25 protein-coding genes and 1 riboswitch are annotated in these 26352 nt (G+C 58.5%); of the genes, 10 read left to right on the top strand and 15 right to left on the bottom strand.

What is annotated here, in order from left to right; translation table 11 throughout:
* Positions 1-6 precede the first annotated feature (6 nt).
* Positions 7-855 (bottom strand): peptidylprolyl isomerase, encoded by an 849-nt coding sequence (locus tag I9185_RS11820; RefSeq protein ID WP_171635453.1) that lies wholly within the window; start codon positions 853-855, stop codon positions 7-9.
* Positions 856-1031: 176 nt separating this feature from the next.
* On the opposite strand from I9185_RS11820, the gene secA reads away from it, so the two are divergent.
* From secA to I9185_RS11805, 3 genes are all read left to right on the top strand, one after another.
* Positions 1032-3749 (top strand): preprotein translocase subunit SecA, encoded by a 2718-nt coding sequence (secA, locus tag I9185_RS11815; RefSeq protein WP_210093159.1) that lies wholly within the window; start codon positions 1032-1034, stop codon positions 3747-3749.
* 99 nt (positions 3750-3848) lie between these two features.
* Positions 3849-4766, top strand: a complete 918-nt coding sequence (locus I9185_RS11810) for a hypothetical protein (protein ID WP_210093158.1) — start codon at positions 3849-3851, stop codon at positions 4764-4766.
* Between the two features lie 24 nt (positions 4767-4790).
* Positions 4791-6347 (top strand): phosphate ABC transporter substrate-binding/OmpA family protein, encoded by a 1557-nt coding sequence (locus tag I9185_RS11805; protein ID WP_210093157.1) that lies wholly within the window; start codon positions 4791-4793, stop codon positions 6345-6347.
* A 3-nt stretch (positions 6348-6350) separates the two neighbouring features.
* On the opposite strand, the gene radC is transcribed toward I9185_RS11805, so the two are convergent.
* From radC to dnaK, 13 genes are all read right to left on the bottom strand, one after another.
* Complete coding sequence (gene radC / locus I9185_RS11800; RefSeq protein ID WP_210093156.1) at positions 6351-7106, bottom strand: DNA repair protein RadC; 756 nt, start codon at positions 7104-7106, stop codon at positions 6351-6353.
* 35 nt (positions 7107-7141) lie between these two features.
* The gene (locus I9185_RS11795) at positions 7142-7876 is read right to left on the bottom strand and encodes an ABC transporter permease (RefSeq protein ID WP_152459564.1); all 735 of its coding nucleotides are present in this window, start codon (positions 7874-7876) and stop codon (positions 7142-7144) included.
* Positions 7873-8601: an ATP-binding cassette domain-containing protein gene (locus I9185_RS11790; protein ID WP_210093155.1), complete on the bottom strand. Its 729-nt coding sequence runs from the start codon at positions 8599-8601 to the stop codon at positions 7873-7875. Before I9185_RS11790 ends, I9185_RS11795 begins: the two co-directional genes overlap by 4 nt.
* Positions 8598-9272 (bottom strand): thiaminase II, encoded by a 675-nt coding sequence (gene tenA, locus I9185_RS11785; protein ID WP_210093154.1) that lies wholly within the window; start codon positions 9270-9272, stop codon positions 8598-8600. The genes I9185_RS11790 and tenA overlap by 4 nt, the downstream gene beginning before the upstream one ends.
* The gene (locus I9185_RS11780; protein WP_171635434.1) at positions 9269-10204 is read right to left on the bottom strand and encodes an ABC transporter substrate-binding protein; all 936 of its coding nucleotides are present in this window, start codon (positions 10202-10204) and stop codon (positions 9269-9271) included. The genes tenA and I9185_RS11780 overlap by 4 nt, the downstream gene beginning before the upstream one ends.
* A 20-nt stretch (positions 10205-10224) precedes the next feature.
* Positions 10225-11190 carry a HesA/MoeB/ThiF family protein gene (locus I9185_RS11775; protein WP_210093153.1) on the bottom strand — a complete coding sequence of 322 codons (966 nt, stop codon included), beginning with the start codon at positions 11188-11190 and terminating at the stop codon, positions 10225-10227.
* Positions 11187-11783 carry a thiamine phosphate synthase gene (locus tag I9185_RS11770; RefSeq protein ID WP_210093152.1) on the bottom strand — a complete coding sequence of 199 codons (597 nt, stop codon included), beginning with the start codon at positions 11781-11783 and terminating at the stop codon, positions 11187-11189. The genes I9185_RS11775 and I9185_RS11770 overlap by 4 nt, the downstream gene beginning before the upstream one ends.
* Positions 11780-12544: a thiazole synthase gene (locus tag I9185_RS11765; RefSeq protein ID WP_171635428.1), complete on the bottom strand. Its 765-nt coding sequence runs from the start codon at positions 12542-12544 to the stop codon at positions 11780-11782. Before I9185_RS11765 ends, I9185_RS11770 begins: the two co-directional genes overlap by 4 nt.
* Before the next feature lie 2 nt (positions 12545-12546).
* Positions 12547-12741 (bottom strand): sulfur carrier protein ThiS, encoded by a 195-nt coding sequence (gene thiS / locus I9185_RS11760; RefSeq protein ID WP_171635425.1) that lies wholly within the window; start codon positions 12739-12741, stop codon positions 12547-12549.
* On the bottom strand, positions 12725-13702 hold the full coding sequence (gene thiO / locus I9185_RS11755) for a glycine oxidase ThiO (RefSeq protein WP_210093151.1): 978 nt from the start codon (positions 13700-13702) through the stop codon (positions 12725-12727). Before thiO ends, thiS begins: the two co-directional genes overlap by 17 nt.
* Positions 13699-14502 (bottom strand): bifunctional hydroxymethylpyrimidine kinase/phosphomethylpyrimidine kinase, encoded by an 804-nt coding sequence (gene thiD, locus I9185_RS11750; protein WP_210093150.1) that lies wholly within the window; start codon positions 14500-14502, stop codon positions 13699-13701. The genes thiO and thiD overlap by 4 nt, the downstream gene beginning before the upstream one ends.
* Before the next feature lie 44 nt (positions 14503-14546).
* Positions 14547-14652, bottom strand: a riboswitch (TPP riboswitch).
* A gap of 238 nt (positions 14653-14890) precedes the next feature.
* A complete protein-coding gene (dnaJ, locus tag I9185_RS11745) occupies positions 14891-16039 on the bottom strand; it encodes a molecular chaperone DnaJ (RefSeq protein ID WP_171635418.1) in 1149 nt (382 codons plus the stop codon).
* A 74-nt stretch (positions 16040-16113) separates the two neighbouring features.
* Entirely contained in the window at positions 16114-18021 is a 1908-nt protein-coding gene (gene dnaK / locus I9185_RS11740; protein ID WP_209834348.1) for a molecular chaperone DnaK, read from the bottom strand.
* A gap of 212 nt (positions 18022-18233) precedes the next feature.
* Here dnaK and I9185_RS11735 point away from each other — a divergent pair, with 212 nt between their 5' ends.
* The gene (locus tag I9185_RS11735) at positions 18234-18836 is read left to right on the top strand and encodes an alpha-ketoglutarate-dependent dioxygenase AlkB (RefSeq protein WP_210093149.1); all 603 of its coding nucleotides are present in this window, start codon (positions 18234-18236) and stop codon (positions 18834-18836) included.
* Here the strand turns inward: I9185_RS11735 and I9185_RS11730 are convergent.
* Positions 18833-19657, bottom strand: coding sequence for an ABC transporter permease (locus I9185_RS11730; RefSeq protein WP_171616598.1), 825 nt, complete (start codon positions 19655-19657; stop codon positions 18833-18835). The two genes, I9185_RS11735 and I9185_RS11730, sit on opposite strands and share 4 nt — an antisense overlap.
* A gap of 122 nt (positions 19658-19779) precedes the next feature.
* On the opposite strand from I9185_RS11730, the gene cysQ reads away from it, so the two are divergent.
* The 6 genes from cysQ (at position 19780) to I9185_RS11700 (ending at position 26350) form a co-directional block, all read left to right on the top strand.
* Entirely contained in the window at positions 19780-20577 is a 798-nt protein-coding gene (gene cysQ / locus I9185_RS11725) for a 3'(2'),5'-bisphosphate nucleotidase CysQ (RefSeq protein ID WP_171724025.1), read from the top strand.
* Positions 20577-21377 (top strand): manno-octulosonate cytidylyltransferase, encoded by an 801-nt coding sequence (locus tag I9185_RS11720; RefSeq protein WP_210093148.1) that lies wholly within the window; start codon positions 20577-20579, stop codon positions 21375-21377. The genes cysQ and I9185_RS11720 overlap by 1 nt, the downstream gene beginning before the upstream one ends.
* Positions 21378-21447: 70 nt before the next feature.
* Entirely contained in the window at positions 21448-22431 is a 984-nt protein-coding gene (galE, locus tag I9185_RS11715) for a UDP-glucose 4-epimerase GalE (protein ID WP_210093147.1), read from the top strand.
* 7 nt (positions 22432-22438) lie between these two features.
* Positions 22439-23482: a glycosyltransferase family 2 protein gene (locus tag I9185_RS11710; protein WP_210093146.1), complete on the top strand. Its 1044-nt coding sequence runs from the start codon at positions 22439-22441 to the stop codon at positions 23480-23482.
* A 184-nt stretch (positions 23483-23666) separates the two neighbouring features.
* Entirely contained in the window at positions 23667-24653 is a 987-nt protein-coding gene (locus I9185_RS11705; RefSeq protein WP_210093145.1) for a glycosyltransferase family 2 protein, read from the top strand.
* Complete coding sequence (locus tag I9185_RS11700; protein WP_209834354.1) at positions 24650-26350, top strand: beta-1,6-N-acetylglucosaminyltransferase; 1701 nt, start codon at positions 24650-24652, stop codon at positions 26348-26350. The genes I9185_RS11705 and I9185_RS11700 overlap by 4 nt, the downstream gene beginning before the upstream one ends.
* Positions 26351-26352: the final 2 nt, after the last annotated feature.

Here is a 26352-nt window from a genome sequence, read left to right as displayed (position 1 = left end):
TGGTCTTTACTCCTGAATCAGGTCCAGCTGGCGCATGATCTCGGGGCCTGCGCCTTCCAGCGCGGGGCGTTCGATCTGTGCCTGCTGCGTCAACTCGTCGATCCGCGCCTGAATGGCATCTTGCTGGATCGTTTGGGCCAGCTCATCGCGCACCGCGTCCAGTTCGGGGGCTTCGGTTTTGCGCTTGTCGTTCAGCTTGACCAGATGCCAGCCAAACTGAGTTTGCACCGGATCCGACACCTGCCCTTTTTCCAGCGCGATCACGGCTGCCTCGAATTCAGGTACCATCTGGCCTTTTCCGAACCATCCCAACGCGCCACCATTCGGACCGGACGGACCGGTCGAGTTCTCGCGGGCAAGTTCCGCAAAATCTGCACCATCATCAAGCTGAGTCTTGAGCGCTTTGGCTTCTTCTTCCGATTCCACCAGAATATGGCTGGCGTCGAATTCGTCTTCACCCGCAAAATCATTGAAACGCGCATCGTAAGCGGCCTGAATGGCTTCCTCTGTGACGAGATCGTTGGTCAGAGCCGCGACCGTCTGAACCGCCTGAAGCGACCGCTTTTCATTGTCGAGTGTCAGCGCGTTCCGCATGTTCAGGCCATCCTGTTGCTGTCCCAGCAATTGCTGCTGGATCAGCTGTTCCAGAATGAAATCGAACAGCACGTCGTCTTCCGCCTGCTGATATTGCGGTGGCAGAGAAGCGACGGTGGCGATCACGTGACCCAATGTGATCTCATCCCCGTTTACCCGAGCGACCACGGTCGACGCATCCGGCTGGGTTTCGGCGGCCAGCGGCAGGGCCATCACGGCGGCCAGGGCCAGCGATGGCAGAAAAGTGAGACCTTTGGGCATTGAATCATCCTATTTTCTTGCCGCGACAGGGCGCGGCGTTGACACTCTGGAACCTGCCGCTTACATCGCTTTGAAGCCTTGGACAGGGCCGCCTTTCACCCCCCGTATCTATGGGTTGCGCGCAAGGTGGGCAAGCCTGTCGCAACCACGAAAAGAACAGATCCTCTGGAGTGAACATGCTGGGACTCGGAACGCTCGCCAAAAAGGTGTTCGGAACACCGAACGACCGCAAGATCAAGGCGACCCGCCCTCTGGTCGAAAAGATCAATGCGCTGGAACCAGAGTTTGAAACGCTTTCAGATCAAGGTCTGATCGACAAGACCGAAGACCTGCGCAAGCGCGCACTGGATGGCGAAAGCCTGGACGACCTGCTGCCCGAGGCCTTTGCCAACGTACGCGAGGGCGCCAAGCGCGCACTTGGCCTGCGGGCCTTTGACGTGCAGCTGATGGGCGGCATTTTCCTGCATCAGGGCAACATCTCGGAAATGAAGACGGGCGAAGGCAAGACTCTGGTCGCCACCTTCCCGGCCTATTTGAACGCGCTGACCGGCAAGGGCGTGCATGTTGTCACGGTGAACGAATACCTGGCCAAACGTGACGCGGAATGGATGGGTAAGGTGTTTGCGGCCGTAGGCATGACAACTGGTGTGATCTGGTCCGGCCAGCCCGACGCGGAAAAACTGGCCGCGTATTCCTGTGACATCACGTATGCCACCAACAACGAGCTGGGTTTTGACTATCTGCGCGACAACATGAAGGCGGATCTAGAGCAGGTTTACCAGAAACACCACAACTTTGCGATTGTGGACGAGGTCGACTCGATCCTGATCGATGAAGCGCGGACACCGCTGATCATCTCGGGTCCCGCGCAGGACCGGTCGGATCTGTACACCGCCATTGATGGCCTGATCCCGACGCTGAGCGACGATCATTACACCCTGGATGAAAAATCGCGCAATGTGACCTTTACCGATGAAGGCAACGAGTTTCTTGAGGCACAGCTGCTTCAGGCCGGCCTGATTCCCGAAGGCCATTCCCTGTATGATCCGGAAAGCACCACCGTTGTGCATCACGTCAACCAGGCGCTGCGTGCACACAAGCTGTTCCAGCGCGACAAGGATTACATCGTGCGCGACGGCGATGTCGTTCTGATCGATGAATTCACCGGCCGCATGATGCCGGGCCGTCGCCTGTCCGAAGGTCTGCATCAGGCGATCGAAGCCAAGGAAAAGGTTCAGATCCAGCCGGAAAACGTCACATTGGCCAGCGTGACATTCCAGAACTATTTCCGCCTGTACGACAAACTGAGCGGCATGACCGGCACCGCGTTGACCGAGGCCGAAGAATTTGCCGAGATCTACGGTCTGGGCGTGGTCGAAGTTCCGACCAACCTGCCGATTGCCCGTATCGACGAAGATGATCAGGTCTATCGTACGGCCGCCGAAAAATACGATGCGATGATCGCCGAGACGAAAAAGGCGCAGGAAAAGGGCCAGCCGGTTCTGCTGGGGACCACGTCGATCGAAAAATCCGAACTGCTCAGCCAGATGCTGACCAAGGAAGGCATCAAGCACAACGTTCTGAACGCCCGCCAGCACGAGCAAGAGGCACAGATCGTTGCCGATGCCGGTCGTCTGGGTGCGGTAACCATCGCCACCAACATGGCCGGTCGCGGCACCGACATTCAGCTTGGCGGCAACGTCGAGATGAAGGTCCTGAAAGCGATTGCCGAGAATCCAGACGCGGATCCGTCCGAGCTGCGGGCCGCCGAAGAAGCACGCCACGCCGAAGAAAAAGAAAAGGTTCTGGCTGCTGGCGGCCTTTACGTTATGGCATCGGAACGCCACGAAAGCCGCCGCATCGACAACCAGCTGCGCGGTCGTTCCGGTCGTCAGGGCGACCCGGGCCGAACGGTATTTTACCTGAGCCTCGAGGATGACCTGATGCGCATCTTCGGCTCGGAACGGCTGGACAAGGTATTGACCACGCTGGGCATGAAAGAAGGCGAGGCGATCATTCACCCCTGGGTGAACAAGTCGCTGGAACGCGCGCAGTCCAAGGTCGAAGGCCGCAACTTTGACATGCGCAAGAACGTTCTGAAGTTCGACGACGTGATGAATGACCAGCGGAAGGTGATCTTCAGCCAGCGCCGCGAAATCATGTCTGCAAACGACCTGTCCGAGATCGTCTCGGATATGCGCGAACAGGTGATTGACGACCTGATTGACGAATACATGCCGCCGAAATCCTATGCTGATCAGTGGGATACTGAGGGTCTGCACGAGGCGATAAAGGACAAGTTGAACATGGACGTCCCGGTTCAGGACTGGGCCGCCGAAGAAGGCGTGGATGACGAGCAGGTGCGCGAACGTCTGATCAAGGCCGCGGATGAGATGATGGCCCAGAAGGCCGTCGCCTTTGGCCCTGAAAACATGCGCAACATCGAAAAACAGGTTCTGCTTCAGACCATTGACAGCAAATGGCGCGAGCATCTGCTGACCCTGGAACACCTGCGCTCGGTCGTTGGGTTCCGCGGTTATGCCCAGCGCGATCCTCTGAACGAATACAAGAACGAAAGCTTCCAGCTGTTCGAAAGCATGCTGGATTCGCTGCGCGAGACCGTGACACAGCAATTGTCGCGCGTACGTCCGCTGACCGAAGAAGAACAGAAAGAAATGCTGGCGCAGATGGCCGGGCAGCAGGCTCAGGCGCAGGAGGCCGTGGACAAGGCCGCGAAACAGGCCGAAGCCAAGGCCGAGGCTGCGGCCTCGGGTGATGCGCTTCCGGGGTTCGACGAAAGCGATCCATCGACCTGGGGCAACCCGTCGCGAAATGATCCGTGCCCGTGTGGCTCGGGCAAGAAGTTCAAACACTGCCATGGCCGACTGACCTAACGTTACCCGCCGAATCCACAATGTGTTCGTCTTGCGGCCACAAATTGGCCGCGATTCGTGGCGAATGTGCGATTTGCTCCTTCAACTGGGGAGGGTGTCTTGTTTGTAGTTCGAAACTACGTGACCATGTGCGGCACGGTCGCTTGTGCTTTGGGCATAGGCTACCTGATGCAGAACGGACCAACCGCGCAGCCTGCGAACGCGGGGGGTAGTGTTGATGTTGCCTCGGCATCTCAGCAATCCTCGGTTCTGTCGGGGTTGGATGCTATCGTACTGACTTCGGCTCCGGCGTCTGACGCAGATTCCGGGGCGGCAGCGCCCGAACCTCGCGCAGCTCCGTCGGCACCGAAAACAACGGATTGCAACATCAGCGCGCGCGCCGTCGCCGTCCCCGGCGCCATGGCACACCTGTCGCTGCGGGCACGCTGCCACCGAAACGAACGCGTTGAAATTCATCACAGCGGCCTGACGGTCAGCCAGAACACCGACGATTCCGGTGCCTTGAACATGTCCATCCCGGCACTGTCGGAATACGCGATTTTCCTGATTTCATTCGAAGATGAAACAGGCACGGTCGCCACCACTCACGTGACCGACATTGCCGAATATGACCGCGTCGTCCTGCAATGGCAGGGTGATACCGAGTTGCAGATTCACGCGCTGGAATTCGGGGCAAGCTATGGCAACAGCGGCCATGTGTGGAATGATTCCTCGGCAAATGGCGCAGGAGAGGTTCTGCGCCTGGGCCAGACGGGTCTGGGTCGTGCCAAGAATATCGAAGTATATTCCTTTCCGACGGGCGCGTCGGATCGGTCCGGCAGCATCGACCTGACGGTCGAAGCCGAAGTGACCGAATCCAACTGCGGGCAAACGCTGAATGTGCAGGCGCTGGAACTTCTGTCAGATAGCCGCCTGCGGTCGCGCGACATGTCCCTGACCCTGCCGGATTGTTCACAGGCCGGTGAGTTTCTGGTGTTGAATAATCTGCTCTCAGACCTGACAATCGCGGCAAAGTAATCCGCAGGCAGGCTCGACTCTCTTATGACTTTCTTTCGTGCGGCTGTGACCGCGCTGTTTACCGTTGCAGGTGCGACCTGTGCAATGGCGCAGGACATCACACTGACGTCTCATGACGGCAAGGTCGAAGTAACAGGCAACCTGCTGGGCTTCGACGGCGAATTTTACCGCGTTGATACGCAGTTCGGTGAGTTGACCGTTGATGGCTCGGGCGTCACCTGCGACGGACCTGCGTGCCCCAGCCTGACGGATTTCGTAGCCGAGTTGCGATTTTCCGGATCGTCTGTCATGGCCGAAACGGTCCTGCCCGCCCTGATCATCGGGTTTGCGCAGCAGGAAGGCTTGACCGCAACGCCTGCCCGCGTGGATTCTGACACCTTCGTCTATGAGCTTTTTCAGTCAGGCCGTGACGCCCCGTTGGCGCGGTTCTACTTTGACGTCGGGACCACGGATCGCGGCTTCGCCAAGTTGATCGGGAATCAGACAGATATCGTGATGGCCCTGCGCGAAGTACGCGAGGCAGAGCGGGATGCAGCCGATGCCGCGGGGCTGGGTGATTTGAAACGGGCCCGGCGATCCAGGGTTGTTGCATTGGACGCCATGGTTCCGGTGGTGGCATCCGATAGTGTGATGCGTCAGATTTCGCTGGCCGACTTGGCCCGCATTCTGTCAGGTGAAGTGAAGAACTGGGTGGACCTGGGCGGGCCGGATGCTCCGATCGCATTGCATGTGCCGGATCCGGGATCGGGGCTGGCGCAGGCTGTCGAGGATCAGGTATTGAAGACCGCTGGCGTGGAACTGACCGATACCGCAATCCGTCATATTCGAACGAGCGATCTGGCCAAGGCCGTGGCAAAGGACCCGTTTTCCATCGGAATCGCCAGCAAAGCGACAGCCGACAATACCCGAGCCCTGCCGTTGACCGGAGGGTGTGGGCATCCGCTGGCCGCCACCCGTCAATCGATCAAGACCGAAGATTATCCGTTGAACATGCCGATGTTTCTGTATCTGCCCGAACGCCGCCTGCCGCGGATTGCACGGCAATTTCTGGCCTTTAGCCTAAGCCCCGGGGCCCAGATGGCCATTCGTGACGCAGGTTATGTGGATCAATCGCCTGAAACCTTGCCGGTTGGCGTACAGGGCGACCGGCTTGCCAATGCCATCGCCACCGGAGGGCCCGAAGTTGGGCTGGATGAGCTTCAGCGCATGATCGAAACCCTGCGTCCGCTGTCACGGCTGTCCCTGTCGGTTCGGTTCGAGCCCGGATCATCCCGTCCGGATGCGCAGTCACGTTCCAATATTCAGCAACTGGCACATATGCTTGACGCCGGCACATTGAAGGCGCGCAAGCTGGTGTTTGCCGGTTTCAGCGACGGGGATGGCGGGGCCGCCGCCAACGCCCGCATTGCCCTGCGACGTGCACAGACGGTACGAAACGCGGTTCTGGCCGCAGCCGAGACATCGATATCAGACAGTATCGAGGTGGTCGCGGAAGGGTTTGGCGAAGCAATGCCGATGGCCTGTGACGACACCGAATGGGGCCGCAAGGTCAACCGCCGGGTTGAAATCTGGGTGCAGTGAAGCTCACAGATACCCTTCGGACCGAAAGCTCAACTCGGTCGATTTTCCAATGATCAGGTGGTCGTGCAGGGTCAGGCCCAAGGCCGCACAGGCATCCTGAATACGGTTGGTCATGTCGATATCCGACTGCGAGGGCGTCGGATCACCCGACGGGTGGTTGTGCACCAGAATCAGGGCCGAGGCATTCAGTTCCAGCGCTCGTTTGGCAACCTCGCGCGGGTAAACCGGCACGTGATCCACGGTGCCTTTGGCCTGTTCCTCATCCGCGATCATTACGTTCTTGCGATCCAGATAGAACACGCGAAACTGTTCGATCTCACGATGCGCCATGGTGGTGTGGCAATAATCCAGTAGCGCATCCCATCCCGAGATCACATGCCGCTGCATCACCCGGGCGCGGGCCATCCTGTGGGCGCAGGCCTCAAGAATTTTCAGGTCGGTAACCACGGTATCGCCAACGCCCTTGATCTGGCGCAGCCGTTCCTCGGGCGCGGTCAGGACACGATTGAAATCACCAAAAGTGTCCATCAATGCCCGTGCCAGTGGCTTCACATCCTGACGGGGAATGGATCGGAACAGGACGAGTTCAAGCAGTTCGTAATCCGGCATCGCCGCCGATCCACCGGTCATGAACCGTTCGCGCAGCCGCTTGCGGTGGTCTTTTATGTAGGAGGGTAACCGGCCAGAGGGCAGCGGCTGTGCCGGCGCTTCGTCCGTATCAAACAGCATCGGGGCTTCGGCAAAGGCGTCCTGTGTCATGGGCGCACCCTGACCCAGAATCGGTTTCTGATTGGTTAACGCACCTCACCCGCCATGCGTGCCGTGGCCCGGCGGACAATCATGTGCAGAAGGATCGAGAATACGCCCAGGGTCAGCATCGCGGCAAACATGAGATCGGTCTTGGCACGTCCATTGGCCAGCAGCATCAGATAGCCCAGCCCCTGCGACGAGCCGACCCATTCGCCGATCACCGCTCCGATCGGGGCATAGACCGCCGCCAGCCGCATCCCCGACGCCAGCGACGGCAGAGCGGCCGGAATACGGATATGCCACAATACGGCGCGCTTGCTGGCCTGCATCGTTCGGGCCAGATCCAGATACCCCGACGGGGTGCGCATAAGCCCGTCAAAAAAGGATGAGGTGATCGGGAAATAGATGATCAACACCGCCATGGCGACCTTGGACCACAGCCCATAGCCCAGCCATAGCGTTAGCAACGGCGCCAATGCGAATACCGGCAGAGCCTGCGTGAACACGAGCATCGGCTGCACCAGGACCCGCGCCGCCCGCGAATTCGCCAGTTGCAACGCAGTGACGACACCCAGCAGCGTTCCGCATGCCAGACCGATCACCACTTCGATCGCTGTGATCCAGGTATGCTCGGCGATCACCCAGCGGTTCTGCCACCAGGTTTCGGCCACGACGGCGGGTCCGGGCAGGATGAACTTCGGCAACCCGGTCAGGGTCACGATGCCCTGCCAGATCAGCAAGGCAAACAAAGTTGCGGCCAGTGCAGAAAAATACTTCATGCCACGCCCTCGCGGAGAAGACGCAGCAAGGCACCCTGGGTTTCCAATGTCTCCAAATCATCCACGCGGCGCGGGGCCTGGGCCCGGGGCGGTTCGCACTGCGTCAATCCGTGTTCGGTCATCACCACGATGGATTGCCCCAGACGCGCGGCCTCTGCGGGATCATGGGTCACAAGAAGGACGGTGCGACCGTGCAATGCTTCGGCGGCCAGATCCTGCATGTCAGCGCGGGTGCGGGCATCAAGGGCCGAAAAGGGCTCGTCCAGCAAAACAACGGGGCGATCTTCCATCAGTGTCCGGGCCAGGGCGACACGCTGACGTTGCCCGCCGGACAACGCATTGGGCTTCTTGTTCATGTGATTCTGCAACCGCATACGCTTGATCAGGCGGTCACGTCGATCAAGATCAACGTTTTCCCCGCGCAGACGCGCACCCAGCGAGACATTCTGCGCGACAGTTGCCCAAGGCAAAAGAAGATCATCCTGCGCCATGTATGCGACACGCTCAGCCGCAGGCAAGCCATCACTGGCCGTGATCCGCCCGGCGAAGACAGCCCCGGTCTCGAGCCCCGCAATCAACCTCAGAACCGTGGTTTTTCCCACGCCCGAACCGCCCAGCAGGCATGTCCACGCCCCGGCCCCTAGGGTCAGGGACAACGGCGCAAACAGGGTCGCGCCGTCGATCGTGGCAGTGCCGTTGATGGTCAGTTCGGGCGCAGGTGTCATGGCGTCAAACCCATCTGCCAGAAGTCGACTTCAAGCTCTGTCGCCTTGCGGAAGGTCTGGCACAGTCGATCCCAGCGTGGCGAACCTTGGAAATCAGCCCCAATACGTTTTGTTAGAGTCTGATCCAGCAACTCGCCAACCGCCACACACGCGGCTTGGTAATCTTCGCCGGCATAAGTGTCGATCCAGCCGCGATATGTCTCGGACGTTGCCTTGGCGGACAGGCGCGTACCGATCTCACCATACCCCATGACGCAAGGAACAAGGGCCGCCAGCAGGTCCAGAAGATCTCCGCTGTAGCCTGCTTCCAGGACAAACCGGGTATAGGCCAGATTCTCGTGCCGCTCTGGCGTGGCAAACAACTCTGCCTGCGAGATACCTTCCGCCGCGCAGATACCGATATGCAGTTTCATCTCTTCGCTGATCAAACCGTTCACAGTTCGCGATGCGGCAAGCATTTCTTCATGCGTTTCTGATTTCACCACGGCCAACGCCCAGGCACGTGAGAAGTGGATCAGAAACACATAATCCTGCCGCAGATAGTGCAGAAACGCATCGCGTGGCAGCGTTCCGTCTTTCATACCCTCTACGAAGGCGTGGCGGGTATAATCCCGCCACGGATCCGCCGCAGCATCGCGCATCAGCGCAAAGGCTTTGCCATAATTGCTCATTGCGCGGTCACGTCGATGGTGATGTCACTGACCGGAAGGACGCTGTCGATCATCCCGCTTTCATTCAGGAAGGTTTCGAACCGGGCATAACGACCGGCATCAAAACCTGCCGGACGCAGCGCAAAGCGCGGCAGTGTATCGACCCAGGCGCGGGCATTCAGCTCGTCCTGAAGTTCAGGCGAGGTCGCCGCGAAGATTTCCCAGCTTTTTTCCGGATTATTGACGATAAATTGGGTCGCTTTTTCAGTCGCGGCGAGGAACCGGGCGATCTTGTCCTTGTCCATCGTTTCCGGATTGGCGACATAGATCAGTTCATCATAAGACGGAACGCCCTCTTCCTCGATATAGAAGCAGGTGCCGGGACGACCTTCGATATCCATCTGGTTCAGTTCGAAGTTGCGATAAGCGCCAATCACCGCGTCCACCTGACCGGTCATCAGCGACGGCGAGAGGGAAAAGTTGACATTGATCAGCTCGACATCGCCCAGCGCAACATCGTATTTGCCCAGAACGGTGCCAAGGATGGCTTCTTCGACCCCCGCGACCGAGAAGCCGATTTTTTTACCCTTGAGGTCAGCAGGCGACTTGATCGGCCCGTCTTCCAGCACCAGAAGACAGTTCAGCGGCGTTGCAACCAATGTGCCGACACGCTTCAGAGGCAGGCCCTCGTGAATCTGCAAGTGCAATTGCGGCTGGTAAGACACCGCCAGGTCGGCTTGGCCGGCAGCCACCAAACGGGGCGGGGCGGACGGGTCGGCGGGCGGAACGATCTCGACCTCAAGCCCTTGTTCAGCAAAATAGCCGTTTTCCTGCGCCACGATGATAGGACCATGGTCAGGGTTGATGAACCAGTCCAGCAGGACGGTCATTTTGTCTTCGGCCCATGCCGGCGCGGCGGCCAGAAGGGCGATGGCTGTCATCAGCTTTTTCATATCTCGCGTTTCCCTTTTCTTCACGAGGTTGAGGCCGCGACGAGGACAATCTCGCCCGGCCAATCTGGTTGAATTTGTTCTGCGGCACGCCATGCCCGCAAACCGGTGGCACAGCAAAGAGCCAGCCTTTTTCCGCCATTAGGGTCTATTTCGCGCAAATTATCCGGCGAAATGCGCGTCGCGTTCGAATGGATGGGAACAGGGGCTTCCTGCGAACTGCGCAGCTCGATGATCTGATCCGTGCCCTTCAGCTGGCTTGCGGACAGAAAGCGAAAGCAGTTGCCGGGCTCGGGTGCGTCATCAAAGCGAAACCCGGTGCTGCGCAGGGTTCTTGCGTCATATTGAACCAACTGCCCAAGGGGTGAGGGATCAAGTCCAAGGATCAAGCTGAGCGCCATCTGCGCCTGCATCGCCCCGATCACGCCAACCACGGGGCCCAGAACCCCCGCAGTGGCGCAGCTGGCGCCACTGTCCGGTGCATCGGGAAATACAGCGCGCAGCGATGGGCCCCCGCCGCAGAAACCGCCCACATAACCCGAAAGCCCCAGCACCGAGGCGCTGATCAAAGGTTTGCCCTGCGCCAGACACGTATCCGACAGGATGTAGCTGGCTGCGTAGCTGTCGGCACAATCCAGAATGATATCGGCTTGCGACACCGAACCAGGCGCATTTTCAACGGTCAGAGCCTGATTCAGACCGATGACATCGGTGTCATCATTCAGCGCGCGGCAACGGGCGGCGGCGGTTTCTGCCTTGGGTTGCCCGCAATCGGCCTCGGAGAAAAACGTTTGACGGTGCAGGTTCGACAGATCGACGGTATCCCCGTCCATGACCGTGATCCGTCCCACCCCGGCCCCTGTCAAAAGTGGCAGAACCGGTGCAGCCAGACCGCCCGCACCAACGACCAGAACACGGGCCGCCGACAGGCGTACCTGCCCCTGTGCCCCGACTTCGGGCAAAAGCGTCTGGCGGGCATATCGACTCATCGTGTGACCTCGATCCACGCGCGCACCCGTGCTTCGGGGTCGGGGTTCAGGGTGATATCCGTGACTGCCGAGACCATGTCCGCCCCGGCCTTCAGCACACCGGCTGCGCGCTCGACACTCATGCCGCCAATACCGACCAAGGGAATATCACCAACCCGCGCCTTCCATTCCGTTACGCGGGGCAGGCCCTGCTGGTGCCATTTCATCTTTTTCAGAATGGTGGGGTAGACCGGGCCCAATGCCACGTAATCGGGATCCATGGCCAGCACACGCTCAAGCTCATCGTCGTCATGGGTGGAAACGCCCAGTTTCAGACCCGCTTTTCGGATGGCTTTTAGGTCGGCGTCGTCCAGATCTTCCTGCCCCAGATGGATCCAGTCGCAGCCCAGATCGATCGCGTGTTGCCAATAGTCATTGATCACCAGAACCGCCCCATGGTCGCGGCACAATTCGCGTGAGACTGCGATCTGGTCGCGCACCGCATCGTCTGGCTGATCCTTTATGCGCAGCTGCACCAGCTTGACACCCAGCGGCAACATCCGCCGCAGCCAGTCCGGGTGATCAAAGATCGGATAGAAACGGTCCAGCGTCATGACAGGAAGGCCTTTCCAACAACAGGAGTAGAAGGTTCCGCCATATCGCGCGGCTCGATCGGGTCGGCCTGATGGGCCAATTGCCCGGCAAGGGTAGCCTGCGCCATCGCCTTGGCCATCAGAACCGGATCTCCGGCACGGGCCACAGCGGTGTTCAGCAGAACCGCGTCAAAGCCCAGCTCCATCGCGCGGGCCGCGTGGCTGGGCAAGCCGATACCGGCGTCCACCACCAGGGGAATATCAGGAAATTCGGCCCGCATCGCACGCAGGGCGTATTCGTTGTTCAGCCCGCGTCCTGACCCGATCGGTGCGCCCCAGGGCATCAGCACCTCGCATCCTGCTTCCAACAGGCGTTCGCCCACGATCAGATCATCGGTGGTGTAGGGAAACACCTCGAACCCATCCTCGGTCAGAATGCGGGCGGCTTCTACCAGTTGGAAAACGTCCGGTTGCAGACTGTCCGTATGTCCGATGAGTTCCAGCTTGATCCATCGGGTCTCGAACACTTCGCGGGCCATATGGGCGGTCGTCACGGCCTCTTTCACCGTATGGCAACCGGCCGTATTGGGCAGGATCAGAACTCCCAATTCGCGGATCATGTTCCAAAAGGTCTGGCCTGCACCCGCTTCACGCCGCAAGGATACAGTGGCAACGCCTGCACCGCTTTCGCGAAACGCCTGTTCCAGAATGGCCGGGCTTGGATATTGCGCCGTGCCCAGCATCAGTGAGTTGGGCAGTTCAGTGCCGTAAAACGTTTTCATCTTCAGCCCCCCTGCATCGGTGCGACGACCTCGACCCGGTCACCTTCGGCCAGCTTGTGAGCGACGCGCAGGCTTGAGGGTACGAATTCTTCGTTCACGGCGGTGGCCACACGGCCCGAGAAACCGCATTCGTCCAACAATTCCGACAGGGTTTCGGCGCGCACCTCGCGCGTCTCGCCGTTAAGCACGATCTTCATCTACCATCTCCGAATGTGTGTTGTTCAGCGCCAGATCCGCAACACCCCGCGCCAGCGCCGGTGCCAACAGATATCCGTGGCGATAAAGCCCGTTGGCATAGATCGTGCGGCCCAAACGCCGGATGCGCGGTAAGTTGTCGGGAAAGGCGGGGCGCAGATCGACGCCTATCTCCAACACTTCGGCTTCACCAAAAGCCGGGTTCACGGCATAGGCCGCGCTGAGCAATTCCAGCATCGAACGGGCGGTAATGCGGCTGCTATCCTCGGATTCGATCATGGTCGCACCCAACATGTAGACGCCGCCGCCGCGCGGAACGATATAAAGCGGCATTCGCGGGTGCAGCAAACGAACCGGGCGCGTCAGCTCCACGTCAGGGCATCGTATGACCAGCATCTCACCCTTCACGCCGCGCAGATCATGTAGGTATTCGCGGGCGTGAAGGCCACGGCAGTCAATTGCATTCTCCAACTGGGCGGGCGCCAGCTTCCGGTGGAACACGACGCCCTGGCTTTGCAGTTGACGATACAGATCTTGCAGCGCCTGACGCGGATCAACATGGGCTTCGCGTTCGAAGAACAGGCCTTGGCCAAACCCCGTCAGATCAGGCTCTAATTCAGATATTTCTGCCCGTTCGACCTTGGTGAACTCTTTTGTTCGACGCGCAAATCGGCGCAGGTCCGGCACATCACGGGCACTTGCGACAACAAGCGTTCCCCGCTGGGTCACTTTGGTGCGTTGGGCCCACCATTCCATCGCGGACTGCCCCAGACGCAACACCGGTTCTTCCGCGTTTTCATATTCGCACCAAGGTGCCAGCATTCCTCCGGCCCACCATGAACACCCATGCGGGCCCGGTGGCCCGCCGGGGTCGAATATCTGCACTTTTGCACCGCGCGACACCAGTTCGCTGGCAACGGCAAGACCGGCAACCCCTGCCCCTATGACAGACCAAAGCGTCACGAGGGCCAAACCCGGTGGAAATGATGCACCGGCCCGTGCCCAGCGCCGACATTCAACTCATCCGCGCGCGCGATGGCCCCTTGCAGATAGTCATGCGCCTGCGCAACTGCGTCCTTCAGGGTCAGCCCCCTGGCCAAACCGGCGGTGATGGATGACGACAGGGTGCATCCTGTTCCATGGGTGTTTTTCGTATCCTGACGTGGGGCCTGAAACTCGGCCATGACACCCGACGGATCGATCAGCAAATCGTGGCAGATATCACCTGACCCGTGTCCGCCTTTCATCACGACTGCACCCGCACCCAAGGCGCACAATGCCCGGCCCTGTTCAGCCATCAGCTCACGCGTTTCTGCCGCTGGCATGTTCAGCAGGCACGCCGCCTCAGGCAGATTCGGCGTAAGAACAGTCGCCGTTGGCAACAACACATCGCGCAGCGTCCGGACCGCCTCTTGCTCCAACAGAGCGTCGCCGGATTTTGCAATCATAACCGGATCAAGAACCACGGGACCGTCGAACGCCGCCAGGCCCCTGGCGACCGTATGAATGATCTCAGGTGTCCCAAGCATGCCGATTTTAACGGCCCTGACGTCAAGATCGTTCAGAACCGCGTCGATTTGGGCGGAAATCACATCCAGCGGAATTCCATGCACAGCGGTGACAGCTTGCGTGTTCTGCGCGGTAACGGCGGTGATGACACTTGTGCCAAAAACACCCAGCGCCGACATTGCCTTCAGGTCAGCCTGAATGCCCGCGCCGCCGCCACTGTCGGATCCTGCTATGGTCAGGGCAATTGCCACCATGTCGTTGCTCCATCTTCTATGGGCAACGGAGTAGAGAAAACGTCTGTGTTCAAGAGACCGTTCCCTACGCCGGAATTGCCCGGATCAGGTTCGATGGGTTAACGCGGTTGCGTCTCTCAGCCCTGTCAAAGGGCACCCCAACGGTTGAAGCGGACAATCTCAGGGTCGAGGGCCGGAATCAAGACTCAATTTTCCAGATGTATTGCCACTTTCAGCTTTCTGCTAAGGCCAAAACTGCATGTTTAGGACAGTGACATGCGAGGCTCTGCCTCGCGCTCCGGGATATTTTTCGCCAGATGAATACAGGGTCCCTTGCTTCATCTGGCTGAAAATATCCCGGGGGAGTCGCCCAAAGGGCGGCGGGGGCAGAGCCCCCGTTCCTGGTCGTTCAGCCTTTCATGCCATCCCAGAAAGACTTGACGGACGAAAAAAAGCTTTTTGATTCCGGATGGTTGTCTTCACCCAGATCATCAAACTCGCGCAGAAGTTCTTTCTGGCGGCTGGTCAGGTTGACCGGGGTTTCCACGGCCAGTTCAATGAACATGTCACCAACACCACCGCCGCGCAACGCAGGCATGCCTTTGCCGCGCAGGCGCATTTGCCGACCCGACTGGCTTCCGGCCGGAATCTGAACACGGCCGCGACCGCCATCAATGGTCGGAACCTCGATCGATCCGCCCAGCGCCGCCTTGGCCATGCTGACCGGCACGCGGCAGTAGAGGTTTACGCTGTCGCGTTCGAACAGTTTGTGCTCGGCCACTTCGACGAAAATATACAGATCGCCCGGAGGGCCGCCGCGCATTCCCGCCTCACCTTCGCCTGCCAGACGAATTCGCGTACCGGTTTCGACACCGGCAGGAATGTTCACCGACAAAGCGCGGTCTTTTTCGACCCTGCCGGCCCCCTGACAAGATTTACAGGGGTTCTTGATGATCTGACCCAATCCCGAACAGGTCGGGCAAGTCCGTTCCACCGTAAAGAAGCCCTGTTGTGCCCGCACTTTCCCCATGCCCGAACAGGTGGGGCAGGATGTGGGTTCAACGCCACCTTCAGCCCCGGTACCTTCGCAGGACGAACACGCCACGGCCGTTGGCACGTTGATGGTTTTTTGCAGGCCCGAGTAGGCTTGTTCCAGCGTCACACGCAGGTTGTAGCGCAGGTCCGAGCCGCGCGCGGCGCGACGTCCGCCGCCGCCCCTTTGACCACCCATGAAATCACCGAACAGGTCGTCAAATACATCCGAAAATGCACTGGAGAAGTCGCCTTGACCGCCAAAGCCGCCACCGGGGCGGCCACCGCCGCCCATGCCGTTTTCAAATGCAGCATGGCCAAAGCGATCGTAAGCCGCCTTCTTTTCGGCATCGCGCAGCACGTCGTAAGCCTCGTTGGCTTCCTTGAACTGCGCCTCGGCATCCGGGTTGTCCTTGTTGCGGTCTGGGTGCAGCTCTTTGGCTTTCCTACGAAAACCCTTCTTGATCTCATCCGCCGAAGCGCCCTTGGACACGCCGAGCACTTCGTAATAGTCGCGTTTTGACATCAGTGTTTCCTTCCGCCTCAACGTAAATAGGCCGGCCCGGCATCCGGACCGGCCCATACTGGCCCGGTTACCCGTTACTTACGCTTGTCGTCGTCGAGGTCTTCGAACTCGGCGTCAACGATGTCATCGTCGCCTGGTGCAGCGTCTGCGGCAGCAGGTTCCTCTTCGCCTTCTTCGGCTTGCGCCTTATAGATGGCTTCGCCCAACTTCATCGCGGCTTCGGTGACGTTCTGGATGCCCGACTTGATCTTGTCGGCATTTTCGGTTTCCAGCTCGTCCTTCAGCGCGGCGATCGCCAACTCGATGGCTTCGATCGTGGTCGGGTCGACCTTGTCGGAATGCTCTTCCATCGACTTTTCGGTCGAATGAATGAGGCTTTCCGCCTGGTTCTTCGCCTCGATCAGCTCGCGGCGTTCCTTATCGGCTTCCGCGTTCTCTTCGGCGTCCTTGACCATCTTTTCGATATCCTCATCGGACAGCCCGCCCGATGCCTGGATGGTGATCTTCTGTTCTTTGCCAGTGCCTTTGTCTTTGGCCGAAACCGAGACGATGCCGTTGGCGTCGATGTCAAAAGTCACCTCGATCTGAGGCATGCCGCGCGGTGCCGGCGGGATGTCTTCAAGGTTGAACTGACCGAGGATCTTGTTGTCCGCAGCCATTTCACGCTCACCCTGGAACACGCGGATGGTCACGGCGTTCTGGTTGTCCTCGGCGGTCGAGAAGACCTGAGACTTCTTGGTCGGGATCGTGGTGTTGCGGTCGATCAGGCGGGTGAACACGCCACCCAGCGTTTCGATACCCAGCGACAGCGGGGTCACGTCCAGCAGAACCACGTCTTTGACGTCGCCCTGAAGAACACCGGCCTGAATGGCGGCGCCCATGGCAACCACTTCGTCCGGGTTCACGCCCTTGTGCGGCTCTTTGCCGAAGAATTTGGTGACCTCTTCGATCACTTTCGGCATCCGGGTCATACCACCGACCAGAACAACTTCGTCCACGTCAGCAGCCGACAGACCCGCGTCTTTCAGAGCGGCCTGGCACGGTTTCAGCGACTTCTTGATCAGGTCCGACACCAGCGATTCCAGCTTGGCACGGGTCAGTTTCATGACCATGTGCAACGGCTGACCGTTGGCGCCCATCGAGATGAAGGGCTGGTTGATCTCGGTCTGCGAGGTCGAGGACAGTTCGATCTTGGCTTTTTCAGCGGCTTCTTTCAGACGCTGCAGGGCCATCTTGTCCTGAGACAGATCGACACCGTGTTCCTTTTTGAACTCATCCGCCAAGTAGTTGACGATGCGCATGTCAAAGTCTTCACCACCCAGGAAGGTGTCGCCGTTGGTCGACTTAACCTCGAACAGGCCGTCGTCGATTTCCAAAATGGTCACGTCGAAGGTACCACCACCAAGGTCATAAACCGCGATGGTTTGGGTTTCTTCCTTGTCCAGACCATAGGCCAGCGCAGCCGCTGTCGGTTCGTTGATGATCCGCAGCACTTCCAGACCGGCGATTTTACCGGCGTCTTTGGTGGCCTGACGCTGGGCGTCGTTGAAATATGCCGGAACGGTGATAACCGCCTGCGTGACATCTTCACCCAGATAGCTTTCGGCGGTTTCCTTCATCTTGCCCAGAGTGAAGGCCGAGATCTGGCTCGGGGAATACTTTTCACCGCGGGCTTCAACCCACGCATCACCATTGCCGCCATTCACGATGGAATACGGCACCATTTTCTTGTCTTTTTCGACTTCTGCATCATCCACGCGACGACCGATCAGACGTTTGACGCCAAAAATCGTGTTGTCGGGGTTGGTGACCGCCTGACGTTTTGCAGGCTGACCGACCAGTCGCTCATCTTCGGTGAAGGCGACGATCGAAGGCGTGGTCCGCGCCCCTTCGGCGTTTTCGATGACCTTCGGCTGCGAGCCTTCCATGATGGCCACGCAGGAGTTCGTGGTTCCCAGGTCAATCCCGATTACTTTTCCCATTTTTGCAATCCCTTTCTCTTCAAGGCGATGTCCCGAGGGTCGGACCCTTTATGGCATCCCACCCCCGATCTGATGTGCGCGACAGCACTACCATCGCGCGTCCCGGCGTATATAAGGGCGAGGCAAGAGGCCTGCAAGCACCGTAGAGTGCAGGTTTTCGGGAATTTGAGGTCTTTTTTGGCAAGAAATTGGAAAGGTTTGGGGTTTCCGGAATGACGCGAGTTGTCTTGCGAGGGTTCGAAATCAGGAAAGGCTATATTGACCCTGCTGCCCAGGCACGGCTGATCGCGGCCCTTCGACCGATTCTGAAAGCGGCACCCTTGTTTCGACCCGTCACGCCTTCGGGCAAGGAGATGTCGGTAAGAATGACCTCGGCCGGGGATCTGGGATGGGTGACCGACAAGGCAGGCTATCGCTATCAGGACAAGCACCCGAAAGGCGGGGTCTGGCCTGAAATCCCCACGAACATTCTTGATATCTGGCACGATCTGGTCAGCACCGAGCGCGCACCGGATTGCTGTTTGATCAACTACTACGGGGAAGGCGCCAAAATGGGCCTGCATCAGGACAAGGACGAGGCAGATTTTTCCTGGCCCGTTCTGTCGGTTTCCCTGGGCGATGACGCCCTGTTCCGGATTGGGAACACGACCCGTGGCGGCAAGACCGAGTCGATCTGGCTCGGCTCGGGCGACGTGGTAGTGATGGGCGGCCCGGTACGATTGGCCTATCACGGAATCGATCGGATCAGATACGGATCATCCCGGCTGTTGCCAAAAGGCGGACGGATCAACTTGACGCTGCGGGTCGCATGTTAGCGGCGCGCGTTCCAGCTTTGTGAAACATGCTGGCGCGTGAAAAACTCAGCCATCAAACCGATCATCAACAAAGCTATCCCGACCCATAGCGCGTATTCCCAACTTGTGTTTCTCGGAAAGTAGTTTCGGAAGATGAAGCCCCGGCACTGGTCGATAATATGAAACAGCGGGTTCCAGGCGAACATCATCAGCAATCCGCCGCCCAGCGTGTTTGCGACGAACATCTTTCCCGAAAACACCATGTTCAGGCGACGGTAGATATTGGTGAGCATTCCCACAGTCGTCGGAAACCAGGGTTTCATCGCCATGAACACCAAACCCACGGCGCATCCGGTAAACCAGGCCAATATCAGCATCGCGAAAGCACCGCCGGGATCCTGCACCTCGATCGGGGCGACCGCGACGCTGTAGATGAACAGGATCACGAACATAGCCAGCAGTTGCTTGTAAAGAATACCGAGCGCCGCAGACAGGATCGTCACCATCACATTCATCGGCGAATGGAGCATCATCGGATTGTTCGCGGACCCAACCCCTGAAATCGCGCCTATTGACTGGATGTGCAGCATGAAAGGGAACACGCCGGACAGAACATACAGCAGAAATTCGCCCCTGATCTTTGGAATTCCGCCCCGGCCCATCAGTGACATGAGCAGGTAGAAAGTGGTTCCCATCACCACAAGCTGCAAAACATTGATCAGGATGGCGACTATTGCATTCGGATGTTGCGAGCGCACCTTTCGCACGGTGGCATGGAATACCAGCTCAGCCGTCGTGAAAGCGCCGCCCAGCAGCGTTTGGTTGCGCTTGAAATAGAACATTCAAAGGGTCTTTTCTGCTTCGTCGCCTCTAAACTGGCATGAATATCTTGCCGTTCCGTAACCGCCGCATCATAAGTCGATCGCGATTTTGGATCAACAAACCACAGGAACGGAGCTTTTTTGTGACCTACGATGCGCTTATTCCCGTCATCCGGCGACTGGCTCTGGAGGCAGGCGACAAGATCATGGAAATCTACGAGGCGGATGATTTCGATGTCAAAGTCAAATCCGACTCCAGCCCTGTGACCGTGGCAGACGAAGCCGCTGATGCATTGATTTCGGCAGGCTTGCGTGCGGCATTCCCGGATATTCTTCTGATCACCGAAGAACAGGCCGCTTCGCATTCGGAAAAAGGCGATACTTTCCTCATTGTTGATCCGCTGGACGGCACCAAGGAATTCATCAACCGTCGCGGCGACTTTACCGTCAACATCGCGCTTGTCGAAAACGGAGTGCCAACCCGGGGAGTGGTCTATGCCCCGGCGCGGGGTCGTATGTTCTTCACGCTGGCTGATGGCCGCGCGGTCGAGGAAACGGGCGCTTTCGACAAAAACGAGACCGGTTCTTTGACGCCCATATCAGTCTCTGAACCGGATAATTCCGGGCTTTTGGTCGTGGCGTCGAAGTCCCACAGGGATCAGGCCACCGAGGACTACATCAACAAATATCATGTGAAGGACAGCAAAAGCGCGGGTTCGTCGCTCAAGTTCTGTCTGGTTGCCACGGGCGAAGCGGATATCTATCCGCGCGTCGGGCGCACGATGGAATGGGATACGGCGGCAGGCCACGCGGTACTGGCCGGAGCCGGTGGCCAGGTTGTGCGTTTTGACGACCATACTCCGTTGGTTTATGGCAAGGACGGCTATGCAAATCCGTTCTTTATTGCTTACGCTCCGGGTGTTGAACTGAAGGAAGCCTGATGTCCGTTCTGATTGCCATTCCCGCCCGTTACGCCTCGACCCGCTATCCCGGCAAGCCACTGGTTCCCCTGACCGGCGCAAAAGGCGCATCCATGACACTGATCGAACGGTCCTGGCGTGCAGCCATGTCAGTCTCGGGTGTCGATCGCGTTGTTGTTGCGACGGATGATGAGCGCATTCGCGACGTGTCCGAGGGTTTTGGGGCCGAGGTCGTGATGACCTCGGAAAACTGTCAGAACGGCACCGAACGATGCGCCGAGGCGCATGAGGTTCTGGGTGGCGGGTATGAAATCATCGTCAACCTGCAAGGCGACGCTCCGCTGACCCCGCATTGGTTTGTCGAAGATCTGGTTTCCGGCCTGCGCGCCGCCCCGGATGCCGGTGTTGCGACCCCTGTCCTGCGCTGTGACGGCAGCGCGTTGAACAGTCTGCTGAACGACCGCAAGCATGGCCGTGTAGGTGGAACGACGGCAGTGTTCGGACGCGATCACAGTGCGATGTACTTCTCGAAAGAGGTTGTTCCCTTCACGTCGCAGACATACGCCGGCGATGAAGCGACACCCGTGTTTCACCATGTCGGCGTTTACGCCTATCGGCCCGACGCCCTTGCGGCGTATCCGGGCTGGCCAGCCGGGCCTCTGGAACAGCTGGAAGGCCTGGAACAGCTCAGGTTCATGGAAAACGGGCGCAAGGTTCTGTGCGTCGAGGTCGAGGCAAGGGGCCGTCAGTTCTGGGAACTGAACAACCCGCAGGACGTGCCCAAGATCGAAGAGATGATGGCAGCCATGGGGCTGGAGTGACGTCTTTTCCCCATGACTCTGACGGCGCCCCTGTAGAAACTGTGCCTCAACCAGCCCCAATGGATATGCCATGAAGACAATTCTTGTCACCGGTGGTGCCGGGTATATCGGCTCACATGCCTGCAAGGCGCTTGCGCAGGCAGGTTACCTTCCTGTGACCTACGACAACCTGATCACGGGTTGGCAGGATGCGGTGCAATTTGGCCCTTTTGAACAGGGCGACCTTTTGGACCGGGACCGCCTGGATGAGGTGTTCGCGAAACACAAGCCAGATGCGGTGATGCATTTCGCGGCGCTCAGCCAGGTTGGCGATGCCATGCGCCAGCCCGGCGTGTATTGGTCGAACAATGTCACGGGCTCGCTGACTCTGATTGAAGCAGCCGTCGAGGCCGGCTGTCTGGATTTCGTATTTTCGTCCACATGTGCCACATATGGCGAGCACGACAATGTGGTTCTTGATGAATCCACTGCCCAGTATCCCCTGAACGCCTACGGGGCATCAAAACGCGCGATCGAAGATATCCTCAAGGATTTCGAGGCGGCTCATGGGCTGCGCCATGTCATCTTCCGGTATTTCAACGTTGCAGGTGCAGACCCCGAAGGGGACGTGGGCGAGTTTCACCGCCCCGAAACCCATCTGATCCCGCTGATGTTGGACGCGATTGACGGCAAGCGGGACGGTCTGACCGTCTTTGGCACAGATTATGATACGCCCGACGGCACCTGTATCCGCGATTATGTACATGTTTGCGATCTGGTAGATGCGCATATTCTGGGGCTGGGCTGGCTGGAACAGGGCAAAGGCAGCCGTGTCTTCAATCTGGGCACCGGGTCCGGGTTTTCCGTTCTTGAGGTGATCGAGCAATCCAGGTCCGTCACCAACCGTCCCGTGCCGTATACAGTGGGCCCTCGTCGGGCAGGAGATTGCACCAAGCTGGTATCTGGTTCTGTGCGGGCTGAAATTGAACTGGGATGGAAGCCAAAAAGATCTACGTTAGAGACGATGATCGCAGACGCCTGGCGCTGGCACCAGAACGGCCACTACGAAAAATGAGGACCCGGTGACATCCAGCTCTGCTTTGACACTTCCCCGGATCGGATGGGCACGGAAGTACAGGTTGCGCTGGAAACGCCGGCGGCTGCTCTGGAGGTCGCTGCGCAGCCGACATCAGTTGACCCGCCAGAAGGATCAGACATCCCGAATCCAGCGGGGTGACATATTGGCCTTTGTCACCTTGCGCAATGAAATCATCCGCCTGCCCTGGTTCTTTCGTCACTATCGCGCCTTGGGCGTCGATCATTTTCTGATCGTCGACAACGGCAGCGACGATGGATCATCCGAGTATCTGCAAGATCAACCGGATGTCTCGGTGTGGAGAACCCATTCCAGCTATCGTGGATCGCGGTTTGGCCTGGACTGGCTGACCTGGTTGCAGATGCGCTATGGCCACCGCCACTGGTGCCTGATGGTGGATGCGGATGAACTGCTGGTCTATGCCCACTGCGACACCCGGTCCCTGCATGACCTGACAACCTGGCTGGACCTGCACGGGAAGATCGGGTTCGGGACGCTGATGCTGGACCTCTATCCCAAGGGCCCCTTGGGTGATGCGGCTTATGACCCGGACACCGACCCCACAAATCTGCTGTGCTGGTTCGATGCAGGACCGTATCGCGCGCAGCGGCAAAGCCCGATGGGCAATCTGTGGGTGCAGGGTGGCGCGCGGGAACGTATTTTCTTTACGCAAACCCGGCAAAGATCACCCACGCTGAACAAGATCCCGCTGATGCGCTGGTCGCGGCGCTATGCCTATGTGAACTCATGCCATTCTGCCCTGCCGCGCTGCCTGAACGAAACCTATGATGGCCCGGGCGGCGATACCCCGTCGGGCGTGTTGCTGCACACGAAGTTCCTGCCGGACGTTATCGAGAAATCCACTACCGAGAAGCAGCGACGCCAACATTTTCATGATCCGGACCAATTCGGGCCATACTACGATGGGATAATCGACCAGCCGGACATGTGGACCCCACAATCGGTGCGCTACACCGGGTGGAGCCAGCTGGAACAGTTGGGTCTGATGAACGGCGGAGGCTGGGATTGAAAACGAAAACAAGGGCATCAACCGCACGTTTACAGTTTGCGGGTTTTAAAGACGTTGCGTCAGAAGATGCAAAGATGGCATAAACCGGTAATGCCATGTCGTGCCAACTGTCACGGCTGGTTCGGGGAAAGCTCGCGTTATAAAAAGGTTGGGCAGTCACGTGAGCCTGTTTGAGTCCTACAAAATGAGATTGCGGCGCAAGCGCCGTATTCTGCGCTGCCTCAAACGACGCCGCGAGCTCAAGCCAGTCAGCAACAACACACAGGCCATACGGCGTGATGATATCCTGCTGATGAGTGTTGTGCGGAACGAGAAAATTCGCCTGCCCTTCTTTCTTGAATATTATCGCAAATTGGGCATCAACCATTTTCTGTTTGTCGACAACAACAGCGATGATGGCAGTTTTGAATTTTTAAAAGAACAGGCTGACGTTTCGGTCTGGCGGACGACGACCAGCTACAAACGGGCAAGCTATGGTCTGGACTGGTCGAACTATCTGCTGCGCAAATACGCGCACGATCACTGGGTGCTGAGCGTCGATCCGGACGAATTCTTCATCTATCCGTTCTGCGACACCCGTCCAATCCGAGCCTTGACGGACTGGCTGGATGGCAGTGCCGTGCGCAGTTTTGGCACGATGCTGATCGACATGTACCCCGAAGGTCCGGTGGACGCCGACCCCTATGCCGAAGGTCAGAACCCGTTCGAAATCGCGCGCTGGTTCGATCCCGGGAATTACATGATCACCAAGAACCCCGAGTACAAGAACCTTTGGATTCAAGGGGGTCCACGGGCGCGCGTGTTCTTTCAGGACAACCCCTCCAAAGCACCGGCGCTGAACAAGATTCCGCTGGTAAAATGGAACCGGCGCTATGTTTATGTCAGCTCGACCCATTCGCTTTTGCCGCGCGGGCTTAACCAGGTTTACGACGAATGGGGCGGCGAAAAGGCCAGCGGGTCACTGCTTCATGCCAAGTTGATCAATACTCTTGGGGAAAAAGCCCGCGAGGAATTGCTGCGTGGCCAGCATTACCGGGGCTCGGGCGAATACAAGGCATATGCAACCCGGCTTGAGGACAAGCCTGTTTTCTGGTGCGAATGGTCCGAGGCCTACATCAACTGGCGACAGCTTGAGATCCTGGGCCTCATGTCGAAAGGAAACTGGGCATGAGCGGTCTGGGTATTGTCATGTTGGTTCATACTTCGCTGGACCGCGCCGAGCAGGTCGCACGCCACTGGACAGCAGCAGGGTGCCCGGTGGTCATCCATGTGGATCGCAAGGTGCCAGACACTGTTTTTTCCCGGTTTGTTGCGTCCTGTTCGAACAATCCATCGATCGTGTTTTCTGACCGACATCGCTGCGATTGGGGTGGCTGGGGTATCGTTGCCGCCTCGCAAAGCGCGTCCGAGTTGATGCTGGAGCGTTTCCCCGAAGTTCGGCATGTATTTCTTGCCTCGGGGGCCTGCCTGCCCTTGCGACCGGTTCAGGAACTGATCGATTACCTGTCAGACCGGCCGCGTGTCGATTTCATCGAAAGCGCGACGACATCCGATGTCAGCTGGACCATCGGCGGGCTGGATCATGAACGGTTCACCCTGCGGTTTCCGTTTTCGTGGCGCAAGCATCGCAAACTATTCGACGCATATGTAAAACTTCAGCGTCTGATGGGCTTTCGCAGGAAAATCCCCGACGGACTGGTTCCGCATATGGGAAGCCAGTGGTGGTGCCTGACCCGCCAAACGCTGTCGGCAATCCTTCAAGACCCCAGGCGCAAGCTGTATGACAAGTATTTCCGTCATGTCTGGATTCCGGATGAAAGCTATTTCCAGACGCTGGCGCGCTTGTATTCCACGCATATTGAAAGCAGGTCCCTGACGCTGTCCAAATTCGATTACCAGGGCCGCCCGCACATCTTCTATGACGATCATCTGCAATTGCTGCGCCGATCGGATTGTTTTGTCGCCCGTAAAATCTGGCCCCGCGCAGAGCGATTGTACCAGGCATTCCTGACAGATCAGGCCGGGGCGATGAAACCGGCAGAGCCCAATCCGGGCAAGATCGATCGCGTATTTTCCAAAGCGGTGGAACGGCGAACCCGCGGGCGCGACGGGCTGTATATGCAAAGCCGGTTTCCCCGCCATGGCAGTGAAAACGGTCTGACATCGTCACAATATTCCGTATTCCAAGGCTTTTCGGAACTGTTCGAGGATTTCGAACCTTGGTTAGCCGCAACCACCGGGGCCAGAGTCCACGGGCATCTATTCGGGCCGGAACGCGCCGAATTTTCGCAAGGAGAAGCCATAACAAATGGCGCCCTCAGCGACAGTGCGGCGCTGCGGGACTATAACCCGACCGCCTTTTTGTCGAACCTGATCTGGAATACGCGCGGTGAACGCCAGTGTTTCCAGTTCAGCCCGCGGGACACTCAGGAAATCAACTGGTTTCTGGCGCGGGACAAAAACGCTCAGATTTCGGTCATCACCGGCGCTTGGGCGATCCCACTGTTCCGGTCCAATATGAACTTCTCGGAAATCCGAAGTGAGGCGGCGCGCCTGCAACAAATTGAAACCAAGCAGCTGGAGGTGCTGACATCGGTCTGGACCAAGGCGCGGATGCGCAGTTGGACGCTGGCCGACTTCATTGAATCTCCGATGGATGCCTTGCAGGGCATTCTAGAAGAAATCGGCATGCAGCAGACCAGCCATCTGACCGAAGTGCCAACCATGGTCGAACTGTCCGGATTCGGGAAGTTCCTGCAAAACCTCAAGAATCAGGGAATGCACCCATATCTGATGGGTGATTTCCCGGCGGACGATGTGTTCGGTCGCCAGGAAAAGCCATACCGAAAACCGTATCTGGTGCAGTGATT

The organism is Ruegeria sp. HKCCSP346, from assembly GCF_017872595.1.
Taxonomy (GTDB): domain Bacteria; phylum Pseudomonadota; class Alphaproteobacteria; order Rhodobacterales; family Rhodobacteraceae; genus Ruegeria.
The sequence above is the reverse complement of the archived record's forward strand: the minus strand, read 5'-3'. Positions and strand labels throughout refer to the sequence as shown.

Excerpts from the sequence above, each read along its gene's own strand:
- I9185_RS11820 (WP_171635453.1), bottom strand. The coding sequence starts at position 855 with ATGCCCAAAGGTCTCACTTTTCTGCCATCGCTGGCCCTGGCCGCCGTG.
- secA (WP_210093159.1), top strand. The coding sequence starts at position 1,032 with ATGCTGGGACTCGGAACGCTCGCCAAAAAGGTGTTCGGAACACCGAAC.
- I9185_RS11805 (WP_210093157.1), top strand. The coding sequence starts at position 4,791 with ATGACTTTCTTTCGTGCGGCTGTGACCGCGCTGTTTACCGTTGCAGGT.
- radC (WP_210093156.1), bottom strand. The coding sequence starts at position 7,106 with ATGACACAGGACGCCTTTGCCGAAGCCCCGATGCTGTTTGATACGGAC.
- I9185_RS11795 (WP_152459564.1), bottom strand. The coding sequence starts at position 7,876 with ATGAAGTATTTTTCTGCACTGGCCGCAACTTTGTTTGCCTTGCTGATC.
- I9185_RS11790 (WP_210093155.1), bottom strand. The coding sequence starts at position 8,601 with ATGACACCTGCGCCCGAACTGACCATCAACGGCACTGCCACGATCGAC.
- tenA (WP_210093154.1), bottom strand. The coding sequence starts at position 9,272 with ATGAGCAATTATGGCAAAGCCTTTGCGCTGATGCGCGATGCTGCGGCG.
- I9185_RS11780 (WP_171635434.1), bottom strand. The coding sequence starts at position 10,204 with ATGAAAAAGCTGATGACAGCCATCGCCCTTCTGGCCGCCGCGCCGGCA.
- I9185_RS11775 (WP_210093153.1), bottom strand. The coding sequence starts at position 11,190 with ATGAGTCGATATGCCCGCCAGACGCTTTTGCCCGAAGTCGGGGCACAG.
- I9185_RS11770 (WP_210093152.1), bottom strand. The coding sequence starts at position 11,783 with ATGACGCTGGACCGTTTCTATCCGATCTTTGATCACCCGGACTGGCTG.
- I9185_RS11765 (WP_171635428.1), bottom strand. The coding sequence starts at position 12,544 with ATGAAAACGTTTTACGGCACTGAACTGCCCAACTCACTGATGCTGGGC.
- thiS (WP_171635425.1), bottom strand. The coding sequence starts at position 12,741 with ATGAAGATCGTGCTTAACGGCGAGACGCGCGAGGTGCGCGCCGAAACC.
- thiD (WP_210093150.1), bottom strand. The coding sequence starts at position 14,502 with ATGGTGGCAATTGCCCTGACCATAGCAGGATCCGACAGTGGCGGCGGC.
- dnaJ (WP_171635418.1), bottom strand. The coding sequence starts at position 16,039 with ATGTCAAAACGCGACTATTACGAAGTGCTCGGCGTGTCCAAGGGCGCT.
- dnaK (WP_209834348.1), bottom strand. The coding sequence starts at position 18,021 with ATGGGAAAAGTAATCGGGATTGACCTGGGAACCACGAACTCCTGCGTG.
- I9185_RS11735 (WP_210093149.1), top strand. The coding sequence starts at position 18,234 with ATGACGCGAGTTGTCTTGCGAGGGTTCGAAATCAGGAAAGGCTATATT.
- I9185_RS11730 (WP_171616598.1), bottom strand. The coding sequence starts at position 19,657 with ATGTTCTATTTCAAGCGCAACCAAACGCTGCTGGGCGGCGCTTTCACG.
- I9185_RS11720 (WP_210093148.1), top strand. The coding sequence starts at position 20,577 with ATGTCCGTTCTGATTGCCATTCCCGCCCGTTACGCCTCGACCCGCTAT.
- galE (WP_210093147.1), top strand. The coding sequence starts at position 21,448 with ATGAAGACAATTCTTGTCACCGGTGGTGCCGGGTATATCGGCTCACAT.
- I9185_RS11705 (WP_210093145.1), top strand. The coding sequence starts at position 23,667 with ATGAGATTGCGGCGCAAGCGCCGTATTCTGCGCTGCCTCAAACGACGC.
- I9185_RS11700 (WP_209834354.1), top strand. The coding sequence starts at position 24,650 with ATGAGCGGTCTGGGTATTGTCATGTTGGTTCATACTTCGCTGGACCGC.